The sequence below is a fragment of the Pseudomonas sp. VE 267-6A genome (genome assembly GCF_024126555.1).
GTDB classification, from domain to species: domain Bacteria; phylum Pseudomonadota; class Gammaproteobacteria; order Pseudomonadales; family Pseudomonadaceae; genus Aquipseudomonas; species Aquipseudomonas palmensis.
In genome coordinates, this window is sequence record NZ_JAMYBY010000003.1 from 34,559 (window position 1) to 54,990 (window position 20,432).

A 20,432-nucleotide genomic window follows, 5' to 3' on the forward strand; every position below is an offset into this window, starting at 1 on the left:
CACCCGCCTGCTGTTAAACTGCACGCCCGCAAACCAAGGCTACGTGCATGTCCTCCTTGAATCAGGCGCTGCGCGCCGCCCTCGACGCCCGCCAGCAGCTTCTAAGTGAGCTGCACGCCCAGGGCACCGACTGTTACCGGCTGTTCCACGGCAGCCAGGAAGGCGCGGGCGGACTGACCGTCGACCGCTATGGCCCGCAGTTGCTGGTACAGAGCTTTCACCACACCCTCGAGCGCGATGCCCTGCTGGACCTGCATGGGCACATCGAGCGCGAACTGGGCCTGCCACTGCTGCTGGTGTACAACGACCGCTCCCAGGGCAACAGCCGCATCGACCGGCGCGACCCGGTCTACCAGCCCAGCGAGGCTGCGCTGGCCGACCTGGTCGGTCACGAGTGGGGCCTGAACTACCGCGTGCGCGGTCGCCATGCCGGCCAGGACCCGCTGTTGTTTCTGGACCTGCGCAATGCCCGTGGCTGGGTCAAGCAACACAGTGCCGGCAAACGCGTGCTCAACCTGTTCGCCTATACCTGCGGGGTAGGCCTGAGCGCTGCCGCCGGAGGTGCCAGCGCGGTGTGCAACCTGGATTTCGCCGAAGGCAACCTGGCCGTTGGCCGCGAGAACGGCGCACTCAACCCGCAACTGGCGCCCATGGAGTTCATCCAGTCCGACTACTTTCCGGCCATTCGCCAGCTGGCAGGCCTGCCGGTCAGCCAGCGTCGCGGGCACAAGCTGCCGGCCTACCCGCGCCTGGAGCCGCGCGAGTTCGACCTGGTACTGCTCGACCCGCCTGCCTGGGCCAAGAGCGCGTTCGGCACCGTCGACCTGCTGCGTGATTACCAGAGCCTGCTCAAGCCCGCCCTGCTGAGCACGGCCGAAGGCGGCGTGCTGATCTGCTGCAACAACCTGGCCAAGGTCGGCCTCGACGACTGGCGCGAGCAGGTACTGCGTTGCGCACAGAAGATCGGCCGCCCGGTGCGGGAATGGCAGGTGCTCAAGCCGGCAGACGACTTCCCGTCACTGGACGGACAGCCGCCCCTGAAGTGCTTGATCCTGCAGCTGTAAGTGGAAAAAACCGCAGGTGGTCCGGTATTTCGGACTACCTTCGGAACCGAATTAACGTGCCATACTCCAAGCACTCCCGCTCTAGACAGACGACGCCGCACATGCCCAAAGGATTGAAACGCGCCCTCGGCGCCTTGTTGGCCGGCCTGGCCCTGTACAGCCTCCTCGGTTTCCTGATCCTGCCTGGCGTAGCCTTGCGCATCGCCAATCAGCAGTTGGCCAGTTACGCCACCGTGCCGGCGCACATCCAGCGTATCGAGCTCAATCCGTTCAGCCTCGAGCTGACACTATGGGGCTTGCAGATCGGCGAGACCGGCAAGGAGCAGGTCGGCTTCGAACGCCTCTACGCCAACCTGCAGCTCGACAGCCTGTGGTCCGGTGCGCTGCACCTGGCAGCCGTCGAGCTGGACAAGCCGCGCACCGAGCTGCTGTTCGCCAAGGACGGCAGCCTGAACCTGACCCAGCTGTTCAAGCTGCCGCCCAGCGAGCCCAAGGCCGAGACACCGGCAAGCGAACCGTTCCCGCTGCGCATCGGCAGCATCAAGCTGAGCGAGGGCTACCTGCACTTCCAGGACCTGCGCCCGAGCGAGCCGATCGAATTCCTCTACGACTCGATGAACCTGGAGCTGAAGAACCTCAGCACCCTGCCCGACGACAACGCCGACATGACCCTGGTGGCCGCCGGGCCAGAGGGCGGGCGCATCGACTGGGCCGGCACCATCAGCCTGGTACCGATCGCCTCCGAAGGCACCCTCAAGGTCACCGACGGCAAGATGAAGGTGTGGTGGCCGTACGTGCGCGACGCCCTGCCGCTGGTGCTTGAAGACGGCGTGCTCAACCTGGACACCCATTACAAGCTCAACCTGTCGAAGGAAACCGAGCTGCTGCTGGACAACGCCTCGCTCAGCATCGCCCCCTTCGCGATCAAGGCCCCGGACGGTCGCCCGTTGGCCCGCCTGGCCCGACTGGACGTGAGTGAAACCACGGTCGACCTGGCCAAACAGCTGGTCACGGTCGGCAAGATCCGCAGTGAAAAGCTGGAAACCTGGGCTGCCCTGGAAGCCGACGGCCAGCTCGACTGGCAAAAACTCTTCGCCAGCCAGCCTGCCAAGGCCACCCCCAAGGAAAAGGCCGAGCCGGCCACTGCCGGGCCCGCGCCGCAGGAAGCCAGCGCCAAGGCCGCGCCCGGCAAGCCGTGGCAGGTGCTGCTGCGCGACGTGCAACTGCGCAACTACCAGGTTCATCTGGCCGATCGCTCGCAGAAAGAAGCGGTGGCGCTGGATGTCGGCCCGCTCAACCTCGACCTGCAGAACTTCGACAGCCTCAACAAGAGCCCCTTCACCCTCAAGCTCGACAGCGGCGTCGGCCGCCAGGGCAAGCTGCAGGCATCGGGTGAGGTCAACCTGGCACCGGTCAGCGCCCGGCTCAAGGTCAGCACACAGGACATCGACCTGCGGGTAGCCCAGGCCTACATCAGCCCGTTCATTCGCCTGGAGCTGCGCAGCGGCATGCTCGGCAGCGACCTGAACGTGGACCTGAAGAACACCGCCCCGCTGGCGTTCAGCGTCACCGGCAAGGCGCAGGTCAATCAGTTGCATACCCTGGACACCATCAAGGGCCGTGACTTCGTCAAATGGCAGCAACTGAACGTGGACGGCCTGGACTATCGCCACGGCGATACGCTGAGCATTGCCAAGGTGACCCTGCAGCAGCCCTATGCCCGCTTCATGATCAACGAAGACCGCACCACCAGCGTGGATGACCTGCTGATTCCGCAGCCGGCCAACGGCGCCGCCAAGCCCCAGGGCAAGCGCACGGCCAGCAATGAAAAGCCCTTGGGTATCCGTATCGGTGGCATCGACATCAACGATGGCTCGGCCAACTTCGCCGACTTCAGCCTGACGCCCAACTTCGCCACCGCCATCCAGCAGCTGAACGGCCAGATCGGCACCATCGACAACCGCCAGCCACACCCGGCCAAGGTCGATATCAAGGGCAAGGTGGACCGTTATGCGCCCGTCACCATCAAGGGCGCGCTCAACCCGTTCGACCCGATGGCCAGCCTGGACATCGCCACCAGCTTCAAGCGTGTCGAGCTGACGACCCTGACGCCGTATTCGGGCAAGTTCGCCGGCTACCGGATTCGCAAGGGCCGTCTGAACCTGGACCTGCATTACCTGATCACCAAGGGCCAGCTCAAGGCCGAGAACAAGGTGGTGGTCGAGCAGTTGCAACTGGGTGAGAAGGTCGACAGCCCCGACGCCGTCAACCTGCCGATTCGCCTGGCGATCGCGCTGCTCAAGGACACCGAGGGCAAGATCTCCATCGAGTTGCCGGTGTCGGGCGACCTCAACAACCCGCAGTTCAGCGTAATGCCGATCGTGTGGCAGACCCTGCGCAACCTGGTGCTGCGCGCCGCCCAGGCGCCGTTCAAGTTCATCGGCGGGCTGGTCAGTGGTGGCGGGTCCGAAGACCTGGGCACCGTGTCCTTCGCCCCCGGCTCAAGCGAGCTGAGCAGCGATGCCCAGGACTCGCTGGACAAGCTGGCGGCAGCACTCAAGGAACGCCCTGCCCTGCGCCTGGAAATCGAAGGCACCAGCGCCCAGAGCAGCGACGGGCCACTGATTGCCGCACAGCGTCTGGATCGTGAGTACCAGAGCACCTACTACAAGATCCTTCAGCGTCGCGGCGACAAGGTGCCGGCACAGGCCTCGCAACTGCAGGTGCCCGATGGCGACAAGCCGGCCATGCTCGAGGGCATCTACCGTACCCGTCTCAAGCAGCAGCCACCGGCCGAGTGGGAGCAGCTGGACCGTGCACAGCGTACTGCCAAGCTGCAGGAAGCGGTGATCAAGTCATGGGCCGAGAGCACCGTGCTGCTGCGTCAGCTCGGTCAGGCACGCGCCAGCAGCATCAAGGACTACCTGGTCGACAAGGGTCAGTTGCAAGACGACCGGGTGTACTTCATCGACGCCACGCTGGGCCAGGCCGAAGCGGATGGCCGGGTGATCTCGCCCCTGCACCTGGACGCCGAGTAGGGCTGGCGGGAGCACTGGCGCCAGGCCAGCGTTCCAGCGCACAAAGAAAAGCCCCGGCTGACTGCGCCGGGGCTTTAGGGTTGGCCACCTCCGTGTGGCCTTTCGCATGAACCGTCAGGATCAGCGAGCGAAACGCTTACTCAGCTTTCAGGCCATCAGCCGAAACGGCTTTCACGCCCTTGATTTTCTTGGCGATGTTCACCGCAGTGGTTTTCTGCGCTTCGGTGATCGCGGTGGTCGAGGACAGGGAAACCACACCTTTGTTGGTTTCGACCTTGATGTCGGTACCCGGGATGCCTTTCTCGGTGACCAGGTCGGCTTTGACCTTGGTGGTGATCCAGGTATCGGAAGTTTCTTCTTTGGCCTTGGTCATTTCACCAGCAGCCAGCATCATCGGTGCTTGCGATGCAGGTTGGGCTGCAAAGGCGGCGTTAGCCATGGTCAGGGTCAGCGCGGTGGCAGTAGCAGCAGCAATAGCGAACTTCTTCATACGAGACACTCCTGTTTTTCGAAAGGTCTGCGCCGTCATTCCTGGCAGCAGGTAACAGGGATATTGCAGAAGCTGTGCCAACCCGAATAAAAAATAAAACCTTTAAAAATCAATAGCTTAAAAATCACCAAAAAATAGCTCATCGTGCACATTGCATGCTTTGCAATGGATGCGCGTGCAAGTTGCATGTTCACAAAATACCGCCGCACCCATGCCCGGGAATCCAACGGGCGTTGCAATATGTACCACTGCCTGCAACAGGGCACCCTCTAACGTGGCAGGCGTCGTGAGCCGGATGAACCGGGTCCCCCGCTGCAGGAAACGCCATGATCGTGATGCCCTACTTTGAGCCCGGCACCTTGCGCGCAGGCTTCATCACCGCGCTGGAGACCGCACAGCGCGACCTGAGCCTGAGCATCATCGAAGCGCGGTGGCTGCATCGCCTGGCCGATCAAACGACCCTGCCGGCGAGCATGCGGGTGGAGGTGACAGGCAACCTGCAGCCACTGTCTGCCAATTGCCTGGTCATTCATCAGCGCGACCCACTGCTTGAGGCGACCTACCTGTACAGCCCATTGCATGGCGTACAGGGCTTCAACACGCTGCAACAGCTTGAAAGTGCCCTGCAGGCCCAGCTGACTCACCTGGGCGTGCCGAGCGAACCGCTGCAGTTCGTGAACCTGAGCGATGCCGTGTTCACGCGGTGGTCACACCACCTGATGCAACAGCAAATCGATCTGCTGCGGGGGCAATCCGGCGGGCTGGCCAAACTGCCCACCCTGACCGGTGTTCTCGACAGTTGCTTGAGCACAGCCTTCTCGACGCTGCTGGAGGGCGTCGACGACATCGCGCAACAACGGGTCCAGGTCATTGCCAGTAACGCCAGCGTGGTGCACACGCAGGCCCTGGCCGATGTTGCACTGGACGCGTTCAGCGGCCAGCCACTGGGCATCGACCTGAAGCGCCGCTTCGTACGCGATGGCACCGCAACGCACGACACGCCCGACCCACTCGCCTGCGAGCAGGCCCTTGCCAGCACTGCCAAGGCCGTTCCGGGGGCCTTTGCACAGGCCCTGCGAAGCTATTGGAGCAGTGTCGACAACGACGTGGGCAGCGATAACCGCGAAGCCCTGGCACTTGGCCTTGCCGACAACTACTGTCGTACGCTGTTGCGAGCGGCCAATGAACAACGCATCGACACCCCTCAGCTGCAATGGCTGCGTGAAGCGCTGATCCCCGACCTGGGCGCCTTGGGGGTGTGTAGCCTGGCGTTGGTGCCAGCGGCTCAGGACATTGGTAGGACGGTGCTGCTGGCCGACAGCCTGGCCCTGCAGCAACCGACCGATACCAGCAAGGGTGTGTTCCTGTTCAGCACACGAACCGGGTTCCAACACTTCGCCGATCAGGCCGCCCTTGAACGGCATTGCCAGGCCCTGCTCACACAACCTGCTTGCCCCGCCTCGATCAGCCGCGATGACTGGGAGCAGTTGCAAGCCAGCGCGACACCTGTGGTCAGGCTGGTCGAGGTCGGTCAACCGATATTCCTCGCACTTGCTGATGCGCTGATCGCACTGGTCAACCGGCGTCTTGCCCACGCACTACGCTTCCCCGGTGCCCAGAGCAGCACGGCCATGGCCGGGGTCGAAGATGCACTGGACATGCGCGCGCTGGTGGACAGGCGCCTGACCCACCTGGGGGTCAACGGTCGATGGCTGCCCGATGCACAGCCAGCAGTCGCCATGAGGCTGCCCGTGCCACCCAGCCAGAGCGTTACGCTGGTGGAGCGCCTCACCCGTGCCAGGGCACTGCATCAGCTGTTTCAATCCCTGGCCACCGCCCAGCCGAAGGTGCAGTCCTGTGTTCTGGACATGCTTGCCCCCAGCCTCGACGCCATCAGCGACGGCCAGTTGCACCCCTTGGACATCCAGCTCAAATGGGCAGAAAAGACTGGCACGGTGGTCGACAGGTTTCTCGAACAGCTGGGCGAAACAGGCAACCAGCACGCGCCGCAGGATCAGGTGCAGGTGCAGGACCGGCAAGGCTTGCCACTGTCGTGGCCGTCGGCACCCGTGATCCGGCAACAGATCGACACCCTTAAAGCGGGCTTTGCCTCGACCTACCTTGAACAACTCGAGGCGTTCGACACGGGTCGGTTGCGCCTGAAGGACAGTGTGGTGTCCCCGCTCACGAGCATGCGCAGCTTGTACGAAGCGCTGCTGCGCATCGAACTGGAGCAAGCCCGCGAGAACGGCGTGATCGATGACGCGCTGCTCGACCTGCTGCAGCAAGCATTGGACCGGCCGGGGCACAGTGCCATTCGCCTGCACAGCCTGAGCTTGTCGGTACCCGGCAAGGCCGGGCTGCTGCCACTGGCCGATGCATTCGTGCTGCAGCGGGCAACGGCCGACAATGACAGCCTGTTGCTCTGGTCACCGCTGGAGCCACTGAGTCAATTCAGCAGCGAAGCAGCCTTGCGCTCTGAAATGACCGGCGCATTCGACGACCCGGAGAAGCTTCATCAGTGGCTGAGCCTGGTGAACGCCGAAGACCTGCGCAACTGGCACACCCTGGCGCAGCTTCCAGGTGCCAGTCAGCCCAGCGTACGCCTCATCGAACAAAGCGAGCTGTTCGCGTTTGTTGAACACAGTGCGGCACGCTTTCGTGCTGCAACCCGGCGTTACTACCTGGGCTATGCCCTGCGCAGCAGGCTCGGCACCTCATTGCTGCAACGCTTCATCGATAACCAGGCCGCCAGGCACCCGTTCGAAGGGGCCTTGCAGCGGGTACGCGACAGCCTCGAGGTTCAGTATTTGCGCACCCTTCTACCGGCATGGCTATGTAACGCGACACCGCAGCAAATGAAAAACTACGCGCAACTGGTGCAGGCCTGCGCCCGTGTCAGCAACCCCAAGTTCAACTACCTGTTCTCGATCCCAACGCTCAACGACTTCGCCAACCAGCAGCTCAAGGCAGGGCTCGCCCAGGATTACCCGAGCGCACCGGACGATCCCGACCTGATTACCGTCACCTTCACGCACTTCACCCCCAACCCGGTAATGCCCGGCCAGACGCCCTCGCCGATTTCCTCGGACCTGGCCACCACCACCAAGACACTGAGCGAGTATGCCCTGACCCACAGCCGGTTGACCGGCACAGCGACAAGCATGAAGGTCAGCGTCACGCGACCAGGCATGGCACCTGAAGCGCTGGAAGCAGCCACCATCCGCAACATGATCGACCGCCTCGACGTGGCCAGTGCATACCGTGCCCTGCTCGAGAAGAAGTTAACCCCGCAGGATCCCGACTACCTCGAACGCCGTCATCGCTACACGCTGGTATCCACCGCCTACCTGATGGAAGAGGGGTATCAGCATTTTCTGGACAACAAACTATCGGCCAAGGCGCTTTACTACTTTTCCCATGTGCTGGCCAAGCCGGATGCCCTCGCCCGCGACCTGGTCGAGGGCAGGAAGATCACCCTGTGCCAATTGCAGCTACGGGCCGAGCAAGGGTTCGCCCCCGATACCGTGAGGGGCATGTATGTGATCGGCCCGCAGGGCGAACAGGACGGGCCCCTGGTGTTGTACTGCGCCTACCGGCCACACAAGATGTTGCTCGAGTTCAAGGACCAGGGCGCACTGCGCAGTGCCATCCTCTCGGACCCAGAGCTGCAACGAGATATTCTGAACCGGCTTCCCGACACGGTGCAGTCGCGATACGACCACAACGGCTTTCTTCACCCCCATCTGTTCTGGTCCTCATCGGACCTGTTCGATTTCTCGCCCACCCCCGGTGCGGTTCAACTGGTGCGCAGCGAGATCGAAGGCAATGCCCTTGACTACCTGTTCACCGAGAACGTGGCATTCCTGCGGGCCCTGACCAAGGCACGCACGGTAACTACCGCCGAGGAATACTGGAATGTACTGCGCTATGTAATGGGCCTTGCCATCGAGCAGAGTTCGTTTTTCCTGCCTGGAAAGCTGGCAGCCATGCTCAGCTCGCTACAGAGTGTCCAGTGGTTGCAGGCATCCGGTAACGCCGCTTTGCAGCACAACTGGGGCGAATCGCTTGCGGAGTTCGTCACCGCCCTGAGTGGCCTGGTCATGATGCGCCCAGGTGGCTCGAGCGTGAGCAGGAAGACCCCTGACGAGCCTTCACCCCTCACGCCTGCACTGGAACTGGACCCTGCCTGGAACGAGGTACTGCTCAACCCCCTGGTACCCAACCGGCTGAGTGACCTGCAGGCGCAGAACGTGCAACTCAAGGACATGGTCCGCAACACCACCCTGGGGCTTTATTTCGCCCCGGGTACCGAGCGTTTCTATTGCGTGATCGCGGGCCACGTCTATGAAGTGGCCAAGCCAGCACAGCAGTGGCAGATCATCAAGCAGGGCCGACTCGGGCCCACGCTGCAAAGAACGGGAAATCAGTGGCAGGTTGATCTGCAGGAAGGCTTGCGTGGCGGCGGCGCGGCCTACAGCAGTTTCGAAACGGCCCTGGCCAACGAAGACATATCCCTGCGCTACACCACGCTGGCTTCGGGAATGAAGAACATTGCCGCGCTCCAGCCGACCAAGTACCAGATGCTACTGCGTGCCCATGCCTTGAGCCGCCACTATCTGGACACCTGCCTGAAGAACCTCAACCTGTCTTCGCCCCAGGCGCCCCTGCCGCCCGAGACACTGAGCATCTTGCAAAACGTGTTCGACCACCCTCCCTCAGACCAGACAGTACGCCTGCTGCGTGACTATACCCAGCGGATACTGGACGAGCTGTTGTCGGCCTCGATGGACACGGTCACCTCCAAACGCCTCGTAGTGGGCATGAACATGCCCGATCAGCGCGATACCTACGGTTTCACCTACCACAACGACCCCGGCAAGCGGATCTTTCTCACCGAGCGCGTGTTCACCCTGCCATGGGACGTTTCGATTTACGCAACGCCACCGGCCATCGAGCTGCTCGCCCACCAGCAAGCAACGACGCTGATACACGAGCTGTCACACCAGGTACTTCGAACCGTGGATATCGCCTACGTGGAAGCCGCGGCCCCCTTCCCGGACCAGATCAGCCAGCACACGCGGGGCGGGCGTATCGCCTATCAGACGATCCTTGGCTACAAACAGAACGGGCTCTCGATCAACACCCCCGCCCAGGCGCTGTTCAGAACCTTCGACACCTCGAGCCAGACCTGGAGAGATATCAGGAAAAAGGATGGACGAGCCCTGCCCGCGATCTTTCGGCTAAGCAAGACAAACACCCTGGCAGCTGCACGCACTGCGTTCTACAGCGATCCGCAGGTACGCACCGACCTGATCCTGGCCAACGCCGACTCGCTGAGCCTGATCATCACCAACCTGGGGCGCAGGCGCTTTGCCGGCGCTGCCGGCTGAAAGCAAAAAAAATGCCCCGTATCCTGCGATACGGGGCATTGGCACTACCGGGCAGTTACCTGCCCTGCTGCATCATCAGACGCCCGACGCCTTGGCGGCGGCAACGTCCTTGATCGACAGCTTGATACGGCCGCGGTTGTCCACGTCCAGTACCAGTACTTCGACTTCCTGGCCTTCTTTCAGGATGTCGGTCACTTTCTCGACGCGAGCATCGCTCAGCATGGAGATGTGAACCAGACCGTCCTTGCCCGGCAGGATGTTGACGAATGCACCGAAGTCGACGATGCGCTCGACCTTGCCGACGTAGATCTTGCCGATCTCGGCTTCGGCAGTGATGCTCAGAACGCGCTGGCGCGCAGCTTCTGCAGCATCCTTGGTTTCGCCGAAGATCTTGATCGAACCGTCGTCTTCGATATCGATCGACGCCTTGGTTTCTTCGCAGATGGCACGGATGGTTGCGCCGCCCTTGCCGATGACGTCGCGAATCTTGTCGGTGTCGATCTTCATCGCGATCATGGTCGGTGCGTTTTCCGACAGCTCGGTACGCGACTGGCCAATGATCTGGTTCATCTGGCCGAGGATGTTCAGGCGCGCTTCCAGGGCCTGGCCCAGGGCGATTTCCATGATCTCTTCGGTGATGCCGTTGATCTTGATGTCCATCTGCAGCGCGGTCACACCCTTGGCGGTACCGGCTACCTTGAAGTCCATGTCGCCCAGGTGGTCTTCATCACCCAGGATGTCGGTCAGGATGGCGAACTTCTCGCCCTCTTTGACCAGACCCATGGCGATACCGGCTACCGGCGCCTTCATCGGTACACCAGCGTCCATCAGGGCCAGGGAAGCGCCACAGACCGAAGCCATCGAGCTCGAACCGTTGGATTCGGTGATCTCCGACACCACGCGGATGGTGTACGGGAACACGTCGGCGGCCGGCAGCATGGCCTGGACCGAACGACGGGCCAGACGGCCGTGACCGATTTCGCGACGACCAGCACCGCCCATGCGGCCACACTCGCCCACCGAGAACGGCGGGAAGTTGTAGTGCAGCATGAAGGGGTCTTTGCGCTCGCCTTCCAGGGTGTCCAGCAGCTGTGCGTCACGTGCAGTACCCAGGGTCGCAACGACCAGGGCCTGGGTTTCGCCACGGGTGAACAGGGCCGAACCGTGGGTTTTCGGCAGCACGCCGACTTCGATGTTCAGCGGGCGCACGGTCTTGGTGTCGCGACCATCGATACGTGGCTTGCCGTTGACGATGTTTTCGCGAACGGTGCGGTATTCGATTTCACCGAAGATCTCTTTGACTTCAGCGGCAGTCGGCTGGCCTTCTTCGCCGGAGAACTTGGCGATGACCTGCTCGCGCAGCTCGCCCAGGCGAGCGTAACGGTCGGCCTTGACGGTGATGGTGTAGGCATCGGACACCGCGGCACCGAATTCGCCACGAATGGCGCTCAGCAGCGGGGTGTTCTCGGCCTTGGCAGTCCAGTCCCAGGTAGGCTTGGCGGCTTCGGCAGCCAGCTCCTTGACGGCCTGGATCACGGCCTGGAATTCATCGTGGGCGAACAGCACGGCGCCCAGCATCTGGTCTTCGGTCAGCTCCTTGGCTTCCGATTCGACCATCAGCACGGCGTCGGAGGTACCGGCAACGACCATGTCCAGGCTCGAGGCAGCCAGTTGCTCGTAGGTCGGGTTCAGCAGGTAGCCGGTGCTTTCGTGGAAAGCGACACGGGCGGCGCCGATAGGGCCTTCGAACGGAATGCCGGAGATGGCCAGCGCAGCCGAGGTACCGATCATGGCAGCGATGTCCGGATCGGTTTTCTTGCTGGTGGAAACGACGGTGCAGACAACCTGCACTTCGTTCATGAAGCCTTCAGGGAACAGCGGACGGATCGGACGGTCGATCAGACGCGAGGTCAGGGTCTCTTTCTCGGAAGGACGACCTTCACGCTTGAAGAAACCACCAGGGATCTTGCCGGCGGCGTAGGTCTTTTCCTGATAGTGAACGGACAGGGGGAAGAAGCCTTTGCCTGGATCGGCCTGTTTGGCACCGACCACGGTCACCAGCACGGTGACATCGTTGTCGACGGTGACCAATACGGCGCCGGACGCTTGACGAGCAATACGGCCCGTCTCGAGGGTAACGGTCGATTGACCGAACTGGAATTTCTTGATTACCGGGTTCACGGTTTCCTACCTTCTTCAGTGGCTCTGGGGGAACTGGTTCTTGCGAATTCTTGGGCAGCACAGGGAATCGGCCCTGTTGGCAGTCCAGATAAAACTAGAGGTTGGGAGCCTGCCCTGCCCTTGCGGTAAACCGCGCGGGCGAGGCAGACAGCCAACCTCATAGATACGCGCGACGTGCTCACCCGCGCGGGGGCCGAAGCCCTCGGCGGATGACAGCAGCACGCCGTGCACACCACTGACCAGGCCGCTATTAGCGACGCAGGCCCAGACGACCGATCAGGGCGCTGTAACGAGTGGTGTCTTTACCTTTCAGGTAGTCCAGCAGCTTGCGACGCTGGTTTACCATGCGGATCAGACCACGACGGGAGTGGTGGTCTTTACCGTTGGCCTTGAAGTGGCCTTGCAGCTTGTTGATGTTGGCGGTCAGCAGGGCAACCTGCACTTCCGGGCTACCGGTGTCACCGGCTGCTTGCTGGTATTCGCCAACGATCTTTGCTTTTTCTTCAACGCTGAGTGCCATCTGGCTTCTCCAATATCAAGGGAAACCGTACACACGGTTTCCAATAGGCCAGGGACAGATCCCTGTATTTAAAAGTGAGGCGTGACCGTGCCTATTGACAGCCATCCTCTTGCCCGCCAGTGCCGGGCCTGAACCCGACACTGAAGGTTTCGATCATTCCGACCGAATCAGTCGACGTGGCGCAATGCGCCCGTCTTCGCTCACTTCACCGATACCGATGAAACGACCGTTGTGATCCTGCACGCGGACCATGCCGAACTTCGGCGCATCCGGTGCACGTACCGGCTGACCATGCAGCCAGTAGAACGCGCTGTGCTCGGAGAAGTGCAGCAACGGCCAGTCCTGCAACCCGCTGTCCGATGGCATCAGGAAGCGGTCGACCGCTTCGTTGCCACCTTCGGCGTGCACCTGCTCGAGCTCTTCGAGGGTGACGGTCTGGGCCAGTTCGAAGGGGCCTGCATGCGTACGGCGCAGTTCTGCAACATAGGCGCCGCAGCCCAGCTGCTCACCGATGTCCTCTACCAGCGTACGGATGTAGGTGCCCTTGCTGCAGCCTACCGAGAGGCGTACCCGGGTGCCTTCGCACTCGAGCAGCTCCAAGCGGTTAATAGTAACAGAACGCGCTTCACGCTCCACTACTTCGCCTGCACGTGCCAGCTTGTACAGCGGCTGGCCATCGCGCTTGAGCGCCGAGTACATCGGCGGTATCTGGCTGATTGGACCACGAAACTGTGGCAGTACGGCTTCAACGTCGCTGCGACCAACGGTCACTTCGCGGGTTTGCAGAATTTCGCCTTCGGCGTCGCCCGTGTTGGTGGTCTGCCCCAGTTGCATCACCGTCTCGTAGCCCTTGTCGGACTCGAGCAGGTATTGCGAGAACTTGGTCGCCTCGCCGAAGCACAGCGGCAGCACGCCACTGGCCAGCGGGTCGAGGCTGCCGGTATGTCCGGCCTTCTCGGCGTTGAGCAGCCAGCGCACCTTCTGCAGGGCAGCATTGGAGGTGAACCCCAACGGCTTGTCGAGCAGGATGATGCCGCTGACGTTACGACGGATACGCTTGACCTGAGCCACCGCTTACTCCTTGGTGTCCAGGGGGGTATCGTCGGACTTGTGCTGGCTGTCCTCGGCGACCGCGCGCTCGATCAGTGCCGACAGATGGGCACCGCGGGTCACGCTCTCGTCGTAGTGGAAGTGCAGTTGCGGCACGCTGCGCAGCTTCATTTCCTTGCCCAGTTGCATGCGCAGGAAACCGGCGGCGCTGTTGAGCACCTTGAGGCTTTGCTTGATGTCTTCTGCGCTGTCCTCGCCCATCACGGTGATGAACACCTTGGCGTGGCCGACATCGCGGCTGACGTCGACGGCGGTGATGGTCACCAGGCCGACGCGCGGATCTTTGACTTCGCGACGGATCAGTTGCGCCAGTTCGCGCTGCATCTGATCGCCGATACGTTGGGTACGGCTGTATTCTTTTGCCATGTTTTGCTACCTGTAACTAAAGCGGCAAACGCCCGGCCAGGCTTGGGCCTGACCGGGCGTTGCGTTCAGAGCCGCCGACCTGCGCCTTGCGGCGGGCGGTCTGCGGCTCCCAAGCTCGCGGCTTAGAGCGTGCGAGCCACTTGGACTTTCTCGAAGACTTCGATCTTGTCGCCGACCTTGACGTCGTTGTAGCTCTTGACGCCAATACCGCACTCCATGCCGGCACGTACTTCGGACGCATCGTCCTTGAAGCGACGCAGCGACTCCAGTTCGCCTTCGAAGATCACCACGTCGTCGCGCAGTACGCGAATCGGACGGTTGCGGTAAACCACACCCTCGGTGACCATGCAGCCGGCGATGGCGCCGAACTTCGGCGAACGGAACACGTCACGCACTTCGGCGATACCCAGGATGTTCTCGCGAACATCGCTGCCGAGCATGCCGGTCAGGGCTTTCTTGACGTCTTCAATGATGTCGTAGATCACGTTGTAGTAACGCATATCCAGACCTTCCTGCTCGACGATCTTGCGCGCGCCGGCATCGGCACGCACGTTGAAGCCGAACAGTACTGCATTGGAAGCCAGGGCCAGGTTGGCGTCGCTCTCGGTGATACCACCGACACCGCCGCCGATCACGCGAACCTGTACTTCGTCGTTGCCAAGACCGCTGAGGGAGCCCTGCAGGGCCTCCAGAGAACCACGCACATCGGACTTGAGTACGATGTTGAGGGTCTTCTTCTCTTCCTGGCCCATGTTCTCGAAGATGTTCTCGAGCTTGCCAGCGTGGGCACGTGCCAGTTTGACTTCGCGGAACTTGCCTTGACGGAACAGAGCCACTTCACGGGCTTTCTTCTCGTCGGCAACCACGCTCAGTTCGTCACCGGCATCCGGGGTGCCATCCAGGCCGAGAATCTCGACCGGGATCGACGGGCCGGCTTCCTTAACAGGCTTGCCGTTCTCGTCGAGCATGGCCCGTACACGGCCGTAGTTCGAACCGCACAGCACCATGTCGCCCTGACGCAGGGTACCGTCCTGAACCAGCACGGTAGCCACCGGGCCACGGCCCTTGTCCAGGCGCGACTCGACCACGACACCACGGCCAGGGGCCGATGGGGTGGCCTTGAGCTCGAGGATCTCGGCTTGCAGCAGAACGGCTTCGAGCAGTTCGTCGACGCCGGTACCCATCTTGGCCGAAACCTTGACGAATGGCGTGTCGCCACCCCAGTCCTCGGAGGTCACGCCTTCGACGGCCAGTTCGTTGCGGATGCGGTCCAGGTCTGCACCTGGCTTGTCGATCTTGTTCACTGCAACGACCAGTGGAACACCTGCCGCCTTGGCGTGCTGTACCGCTTCACGGGTTTGCGGCATCACGCCGTCGTCCGCCGCGACCACCAGGATCACGATGTCGGTCGCCTTGGCACCACGGGCACGCATTGCGGTAAACGCGGCGTGACCCGGGGTGTCGAGGAAGGTGACCATGCCACGGTCGGTTTCCACGTGGTACGCACCGATGTGCTGGGTGATACCACCGGCTTCGCCGGCAGCTACCTTGGCACGACGGATGTAGTCGAGCAGGGAAGTCTTACCGTGGTCAACGTGGCCCATTACGGTCACGACCGGCGCACGGGAGAACGACTCGCCTTCGAACTTCAGGGACTCGGCCAGGGAATCTTCCAGCGCGTTGTCGCTGACCAGCGTGACCTTGTGGCCCAGCTCTTCGGCGATCAGCTGAGCAGTTTCCTGATCGAGCACCTGGTTGATGGTGACCGGAGTACCCATCTTGAACATGAACTTGACGACTTCAGCGGCCTTGACCGACATCTGCTGTGCCAGCTCGGAAACAGTGATGGTCTCGCCAATGGCCACGTCGCGGATAACCGGACCGGTCGGGCTCTGGAAGCCGTGGGCATTGCGCTTCTTCATCTTGCCCTTGCCACGGCCACCACGGCGGAAGCTGTCGCTTTCCTCTTCGGTGGTGCGTGGGGCGGCACGTGGAGCTGGCGCCTTTTCCTTTTCCTTGACCTTGACCGATACGCGCGGGGCCTCGTTGCGGCGCTCGCCACCACGGCGGTCGTCGTCACGCGACTTGTCGTTGCGACGGGCATCTTCGGCTTTCTTGCGCTCGACACCCGGGGCCGGAGCTGCAACCGGCTCGGCAGCTGCAGGCGCAGCCGTCACGGCTGGTGCTGCAGCGGCTGGCGCAGGTGCGCTGGCCGGCTGACGGCTGGCGGATTCTTCGGCACGTTTACGCGCTTCAGCTTCAGACTTGTCGCGTGCTGCGTTTTCAGCGGCACGACGTTCTTCCAGCTCGCGATTCTGCTCAGCCTGGATTTCTTCGGGGCTGCGCTGTACGAAAACTTTCTTCTTGCGTACTTCTACGCTGATGCTCTTGCTACCAGCAACACGCAGGGTGCTGGTGGTCTTGCGCTGCAAGGTAATCTTGCGCGGCTCTTCCACCTTCGCCTTGTGGCTGCTTTTCAAGTGGGTCAGCAGAGCCTGCTTCTCACTGTCGGTCACTACCTGACCGGCGTCGGTGTGCGGCAGACCTGCCTCACGCATCTGCTGCAGCAGGCGCTCTACCGGTGCAGCGACCTCTTGGGCCAATTCTTTCACCGTGACTTGCGTCATGCACTTCTCTCCTCAGGCCAGCCTACTTACTCGAACCAGTGGGCTCGGGCGGCCATGATCAACTTGCCGGCACGTTCTTCGTCGATGCCGTCGATGTCGAGCAGGTCATCAATCGACTGCTCGGCCAGGTCTTCGCGGGTAACCACGCCGCGCACCGCCAGTTCCGCCGCCAGATCCTTGTCCATACCCTCAAGCGAGAGCAGGTCTTCGGCCGGATGGGCGTCTGCCAGTTTTTCCTCAGTAGCGATGGCTTTGGTCAACAGGCGGTCCTTGGCACGCGCGCGGAGTTCGTTGACGATCTCCTCGTCGAAGCCATCGATGTTGAGCATTTCTTCCAGCGGTACGTAGGCAATTTCTTCCAGGCTGGTGAAACCTTCGTCAACGAGAACCTGCGCCAGCTCTTCGTCGACTTCCAGCTCTTCGATGAAGTTACGCAGAATGTCGCCGGTTTCAGCTTGTTGCTTGGCCTGGATGTCCGACTCGGTCATCACGTTCAGGGTCCAGCCGGTCAACTGGCTGGCCAGACGTACGTTCTGACCACCACGGCCAATGGCTTGCGCCAGGTTGTCCGCGGCTACAGCGATGTCCATCGCGTGGGCATCTTCATCAACGATGATCGCCGCGACTTCTGCCGGCGACATGGCGTTGATGACAAACTGGGCCGGGTTGTCGTCCCACAGGACGATATCCACTCGCTCGCCGCCCAACTCGCCAGACACTGCCTGTACGCGCGAACCGCGCATACCGATGCAGGCGCCTTGCGGGTCGATGCGCTTGTCCTTGGAGCGGACAGCGATCTTGGCGCGAGAACCCGGGTCACGGGAAGCCGCCATGACCTCGATAAGGCCCTCGGCGATTTCCGGCACTTCGATGCGGAACAGTTCGATCAGCATCTGGGGCGCGGTACGCGACAGGATCAGCTGCGGGCCGCGGTTTTCGGTGCGGATTTCCTTGAGCAGTGCACGTACACGAACACCGACACGGAAAGTCTCGCGGGAGATGATGTCTTCACGGGCCAGCAGCGCTTCGGCGTTGTTGCCCAGGTCGACGATCACGTTGTCACGGGTAACCTTCTTGACAGTACCCGAGATGATTTCGCCCAGACGCTCGCGATAAGCATCGACCACCTGTGCGCGCTCGGCTTCGCGGACCTTCTGCACGATGACCTGCTTGGCGGTCTGTGCAGCGATGCGGCCGAACTCGATGGACTCGATCTTCTCTTCGATGACATCGCCAACCTTGGCTTCAGGATGGGTTTCCTGAATCTTGCTTGGCCAGGTTTCGATCGCAGGATCGTCAAGATCCTCTTCCTCGACCACCGTCCAGCGACGGAAAGTCTCGTAGTTACCGGTGTGGCGGTTGATCTCCACACGCAGGTCGACTTCATCTTCGAAACGCTTCTTGGTAGCAGTGGCCAGGGCCACTTCCAATGCTTCGAAAATCACGTCTGCCGGTACACCCTTTTCATTGGATACCGACTCAACAACCAGCAGTACTTCTTTGCTCATCGTACGCCTCGCCTTTCGCAAGCCATTGGGTCCGCACGAACTATCGGACCCGGCATGTCTCAGTCAAAACTGGGAATAATGTTGGCCTTGTCGATCATGTCGATCGGCAGAAGGAATTCGTGGTCATCTACCTGCACCACGACATCCTGCTCTTCCACACCGCGCAGAAGGCCCTGAAAATTACGTCGACCTTCGAAAGGCGAGCGCAGTTTAATCTTCACCTGCTCACCGACATACTTTGCAAACTGTTCAAGTGTGAACAGCGGGCGTTCCATGCCAGGAGAGGAAACTTCAAGGGTGTATTCAACGGAAATGGGATCTTCGACATCCAGAATGCCGCTGATCTGACGGCTGACGATGGCGCAGTCATCCACCAGCACACCGCCTTCTTTGTCGATATAAACGCGCAACATTGAGTGGCGGCCTTGAGCCGAAAACTCGATACCCCAGCATTCATAGCCTAGGGCCACGACCACCGGGGCCAACAAGGCCTGCAACTCTTCTAGCTTGCTCGACACCTGAACCCCCTTGTGCATGCTATGCAAATAAAAAATGGGCGAAGCGCCCATCCCTGATACGCCGGGTGAATACCGGCGCTGAGAACTGATCAGCTAACAAAAAGCCCCTGAAAAGGGGCTCTGCTGAAACTGGTTGCGGGGGCTGGATTTGAACCAACGACCTTCGGGTTATGAGCCCGACGAGCTACCAGACTGCTCCACCCCGCGTCAAAGCTGGGGCGAAAGTATACGACCGAACCCCGCGAGGGGTCAATCTAACCTCCACCTACAAGAAAGCCCGCTGTAGCGGGCTGTCTTGTTTCAATTGGTACCGAGAAGGGGACTCGAACCCCTACACCCTATGGGCACAACCACCTCAAGGTTGCGTGTCTACCAATTCCACCACCTCGGCAATACTACTTTGAAACCCGTTACTTCTGCTCTTGAGCTGGAGGTACATCGCCGGTGTTGCTGGCGGGTGCCTGTTGCTCCTGGAGCACCGGTACATCATCTGTTGCCGGTTTTTGCTGCTTCACTTCAAGTACCGCTGGATCTGGAAGCCCTACCTGAGTCAGCTGATGAGCTTTCTCTTTAGCAAAGTAACCTAACCCTAGGGCGGTTATGAAGAAACTGGCGGCAAGTATAGCAGTAAACTTACTAAGAAAGGTAGCAGAACCTTGGCTTCCGAACACAGTATTTGAAGCCCCTGCGCCGAAAGATGCACCTGCTTCCGCACCTTTACCCTGTTGCAGCAACACCAGCACTACCAAACCCAGTGCGCCCAACAGATGAAAAACTACTACGACTGTTTCCAGCATTTTTCAGTTTCCTGCGGCGCGACAAATTGCACCGAATTCGTCTGCGTTCAGGGAAGCTCCACCAATGAGCCCCCCATCGATATCCGGCATGCCGAACAGCTCAGCCGCATTGGCCGCCTTCACGCTGCCGCCGTATAGAAGCCGCACATTCATCGCGACCTCTGAATTCTTTGCCGCCAGTTGCTCGCGAATGGCCTTGTGCACATCCTGAGCCTGTTGCGGGCTGGCCGTGAGGCCGGTGCCGATGGCCCATACAGGCTCATAGGCAATGATTGCACTGGCGAAGGCCTCAACACCGAATGCGTCGATGATGCTGCTCAACTGACGCCCTACAACCTCAAGCGTCTTGCCAGCTTCGCGCTCCTCCAGGGTTTCCCCTACACAGAGCACAGGCTTCAACCCGCAAGCCTGAGCCGCAGCGAACTTGCGATTCAGCACTTCGTCGCTTTCGCCCAGTATCTGGCGACGCTCCGAGTGCCCGATCAGCACCAGCTCACATCCCGCATCGACCAGCTGACTCGGAGCAACCTCACCGGTCAGCGCGCCTTGCTGGGGCTCTACCGCAGAATCCTGAGCACCCACGGCTATCGACTTGCCCTGCAACCCTTCAATCGCTTGATTGATGTACAGGCAGGGCGGGAACACCGCGACTTCAACACCGCTCGGCAGGGCTAGATTGCTCAAGCCCTTGATCAGCTCAGCGACGCTGGCGCGGGTACCGTGCATCTTCCAGTTACCAGCTACCATAGGGCGACGCATGCTGTACCTCGTCGGTCAAAGTGGGCGCAGATGTTACCCAACCCGATCACCACTGGCAAGC

The 20,432-nt window shown here is 61.3% G+C and carries 13 protein-coding genes and 2 tRNA genes; 3 read left to right on the forward strand and 12 right to left on the reverse strand.

Going from position 1 to position 20,432, the window contains the following annotated elements; all coding sequences use genetic code 11:
• Positions 1 to 47 precede the first annotated feature (47 nt).
• Complete coding sequence (locus tag NJH59_RS03655) at positions 48 to 1,064, forward strand: class I SAM-dependent methyltransferase (RefSeq protein WP_043863813.1); 1,017 nt, start codon at positions 48 to 50, stop codon at positions 1,062 to 1,064.
• Positions 1,065 to 1,165: 101 nt separating this feature from the next.
• Entirely contained in the window at positions 1,166 to 4,102 is a 2,937-nt protein-coding gene (locus tag NJH59_RS03660; protein WP_253086409.1) for a DUF748 domain-containing protein, read from the forward strand.
• Positions 4,103 to 4,238: 136 nt separating this feature from the next.
• On the opposite strand, the gene NJH59_RS03665 is transcribed toward NJH59_RS03660, so the two are convergent.
• On the reverse strand, positions 4,239 to 4,592 hold the full coding sequence (locus tag NJH59_RS03665) for a BON domain-containing protein (protein ID WP_043863815.1): 354 nt from the start codon (positions 4,590 to 4,592) through the stop codon (positions 4,239 to 4,241).
• A gap of 326 nt (positions 4,593 to 4,918) precedes the next feature.
• Between NJH59_RS03665 and NJH59_RS03670 the strand changes: the two genes are divergently transcribed.
• Positions 4,919 to 9,985, forward strand: a complete 5,067-nt coding sequence (locus NJH59_RS03670; protein ID WP_253086410.1) for a hypothetical protein — start codon at positions 4,919 to 4,921, stop codon at positions 9,983 to 9,985.
• A 75-nt stretch (positions 9,986 to 10,060) separates the two neighbouring features.
• Here NJH59_RS03670 and pnp read toward each other — a convergent pair whose 3' ends face one another.
• The 11 genes from pnp to tpiA all read right to left on the reverse strand — a co-directional run bounded on the left by pnp (position 10,061) and on the right by tpiA (position 20,371).
• On the reverse strand, positions 10,061 to 12,166 hold the full coding sequence (gene pnp, locus NJH59_RS03675; protein ID WP_043863817.1) for a polyribonucleotide nucleotidyltransferase: 2,106 nt from the start codon (positions 12,164 to 12,166) through the stop codon (positions 10,061 to 10,063).
• Positions 12,167 to 12,416: 250 nt separating this feature from the next.
• On the reverse strand, positions 12,417 to 12,686 hold the full coding sequence (gene rpsO, locus NJH59_RS03680) for a 30S ribosomal protein S15 (RefSeq protein WP_010222985.1): 270 nt from the start codon (positions 12,684 to 12,686) through the stop codon (positions 12,417 to 12,419).
• A 153-nt stretch (positions 12,687 to 12,839) separates the two neighbouring features.
• Positions 12,840 to 13,757 carry a tRNA pseudouridine(55) synthase TruB gene (gene truB / locus NJH59_RS03685; protein WP_043863818.1) on the reverse strand — a complete coding sequence of 306 codons (918 nt, stop codon included), beginning with the start codon at positions 13,755 to 13,757 and terminating at the stop codon, positions 12,840 to 12,842.
• A gap of 3 nt (positions 13,758 to 13,760) precedes the next feature.
• On the reverse strand, positions 13,761 to 14,162 hold the full coding sequence (gene rbfA, locus NJH59_RS03690) for a 30S ribosome-binding factor RbfA (protein WP_043863819.1): 402 nt from the start codon (positions 14,160 to 14,162) through the stop codon (positions 13,761 to 13,763).
• A 122-nt stretch (positions 14,163 to 14,284) separates the two neighbouring features.
• Entirely contained in the window at positions 14,285 to 16,789 is a 2,505-nt protein-coding gene (gene infB, locus NJH59_RS03695; protein ID WP_043863820.1) for a translation initiation factor IF-2, read from the reverse strand.
• Between the two features lie 26 nt (positions 16,790 to 16,815).
• Entirely contained in the window at positions 16,816 to 18,297 is a 1,482-nt protein-coding gene (gene nusA, locus NJH59_RS03700; protein WP_043863821.1) for a transcription termination factor NusA, read from the reverse strand.
• Between the two features lie 59 nt (positions 18,298 to 18,356).
• A complete protein-coding gene (gene rimP, locus NJH59_RS03705) occupies positions 18,357 to 18,815 on the reverse strand; it encodes a ribosome maturation factor RimP (RefSeq protein WP_043863937.1) in 459 nt (152 codons plus the stop codon).
• A 130-nt stretch (positions 18,816 to 18,945) separates the two neighbouring features.
• Positions 18,946 to 19,022 (reverse strand) — tRNA-Met (locus NJH59_RS03710).
• A 98-nt stretch (positions 19,023 to 19,120) separates the two neighbouring features.
• Positions 19,121 to 19,206 (reverse strand) — tRNA-Leu (locus NJH59_RS03715).
• A 19-nt stretch (positions 19,207 to 19,225) separates the two neighbouring features.
• Entirely contained in the window at positions 19,226 to 19,612 is a 387-nt protein-coding gene (secG, locus tag NJH59_RS03720; protein ID WP_078481335.1) for a preprotein translocase subunit SecG, read from the reverse strand.
• A 3-nt stretch (positions 19,613 to 19,615) separates the two neighbouring features.
• A complete protein-coding gene (gene tpiA, locus NJH59_RS03725; RefSeq protein ID WP_043863822.1) occupies positions 19,616 to 20,371 on the reverse strand; it encodes a triose-phosphate isomerase in 756 nt (251 codons plus the stop codon).
• Positions 20,372 to 20,432: the final 61 nt, after the last annotated feature.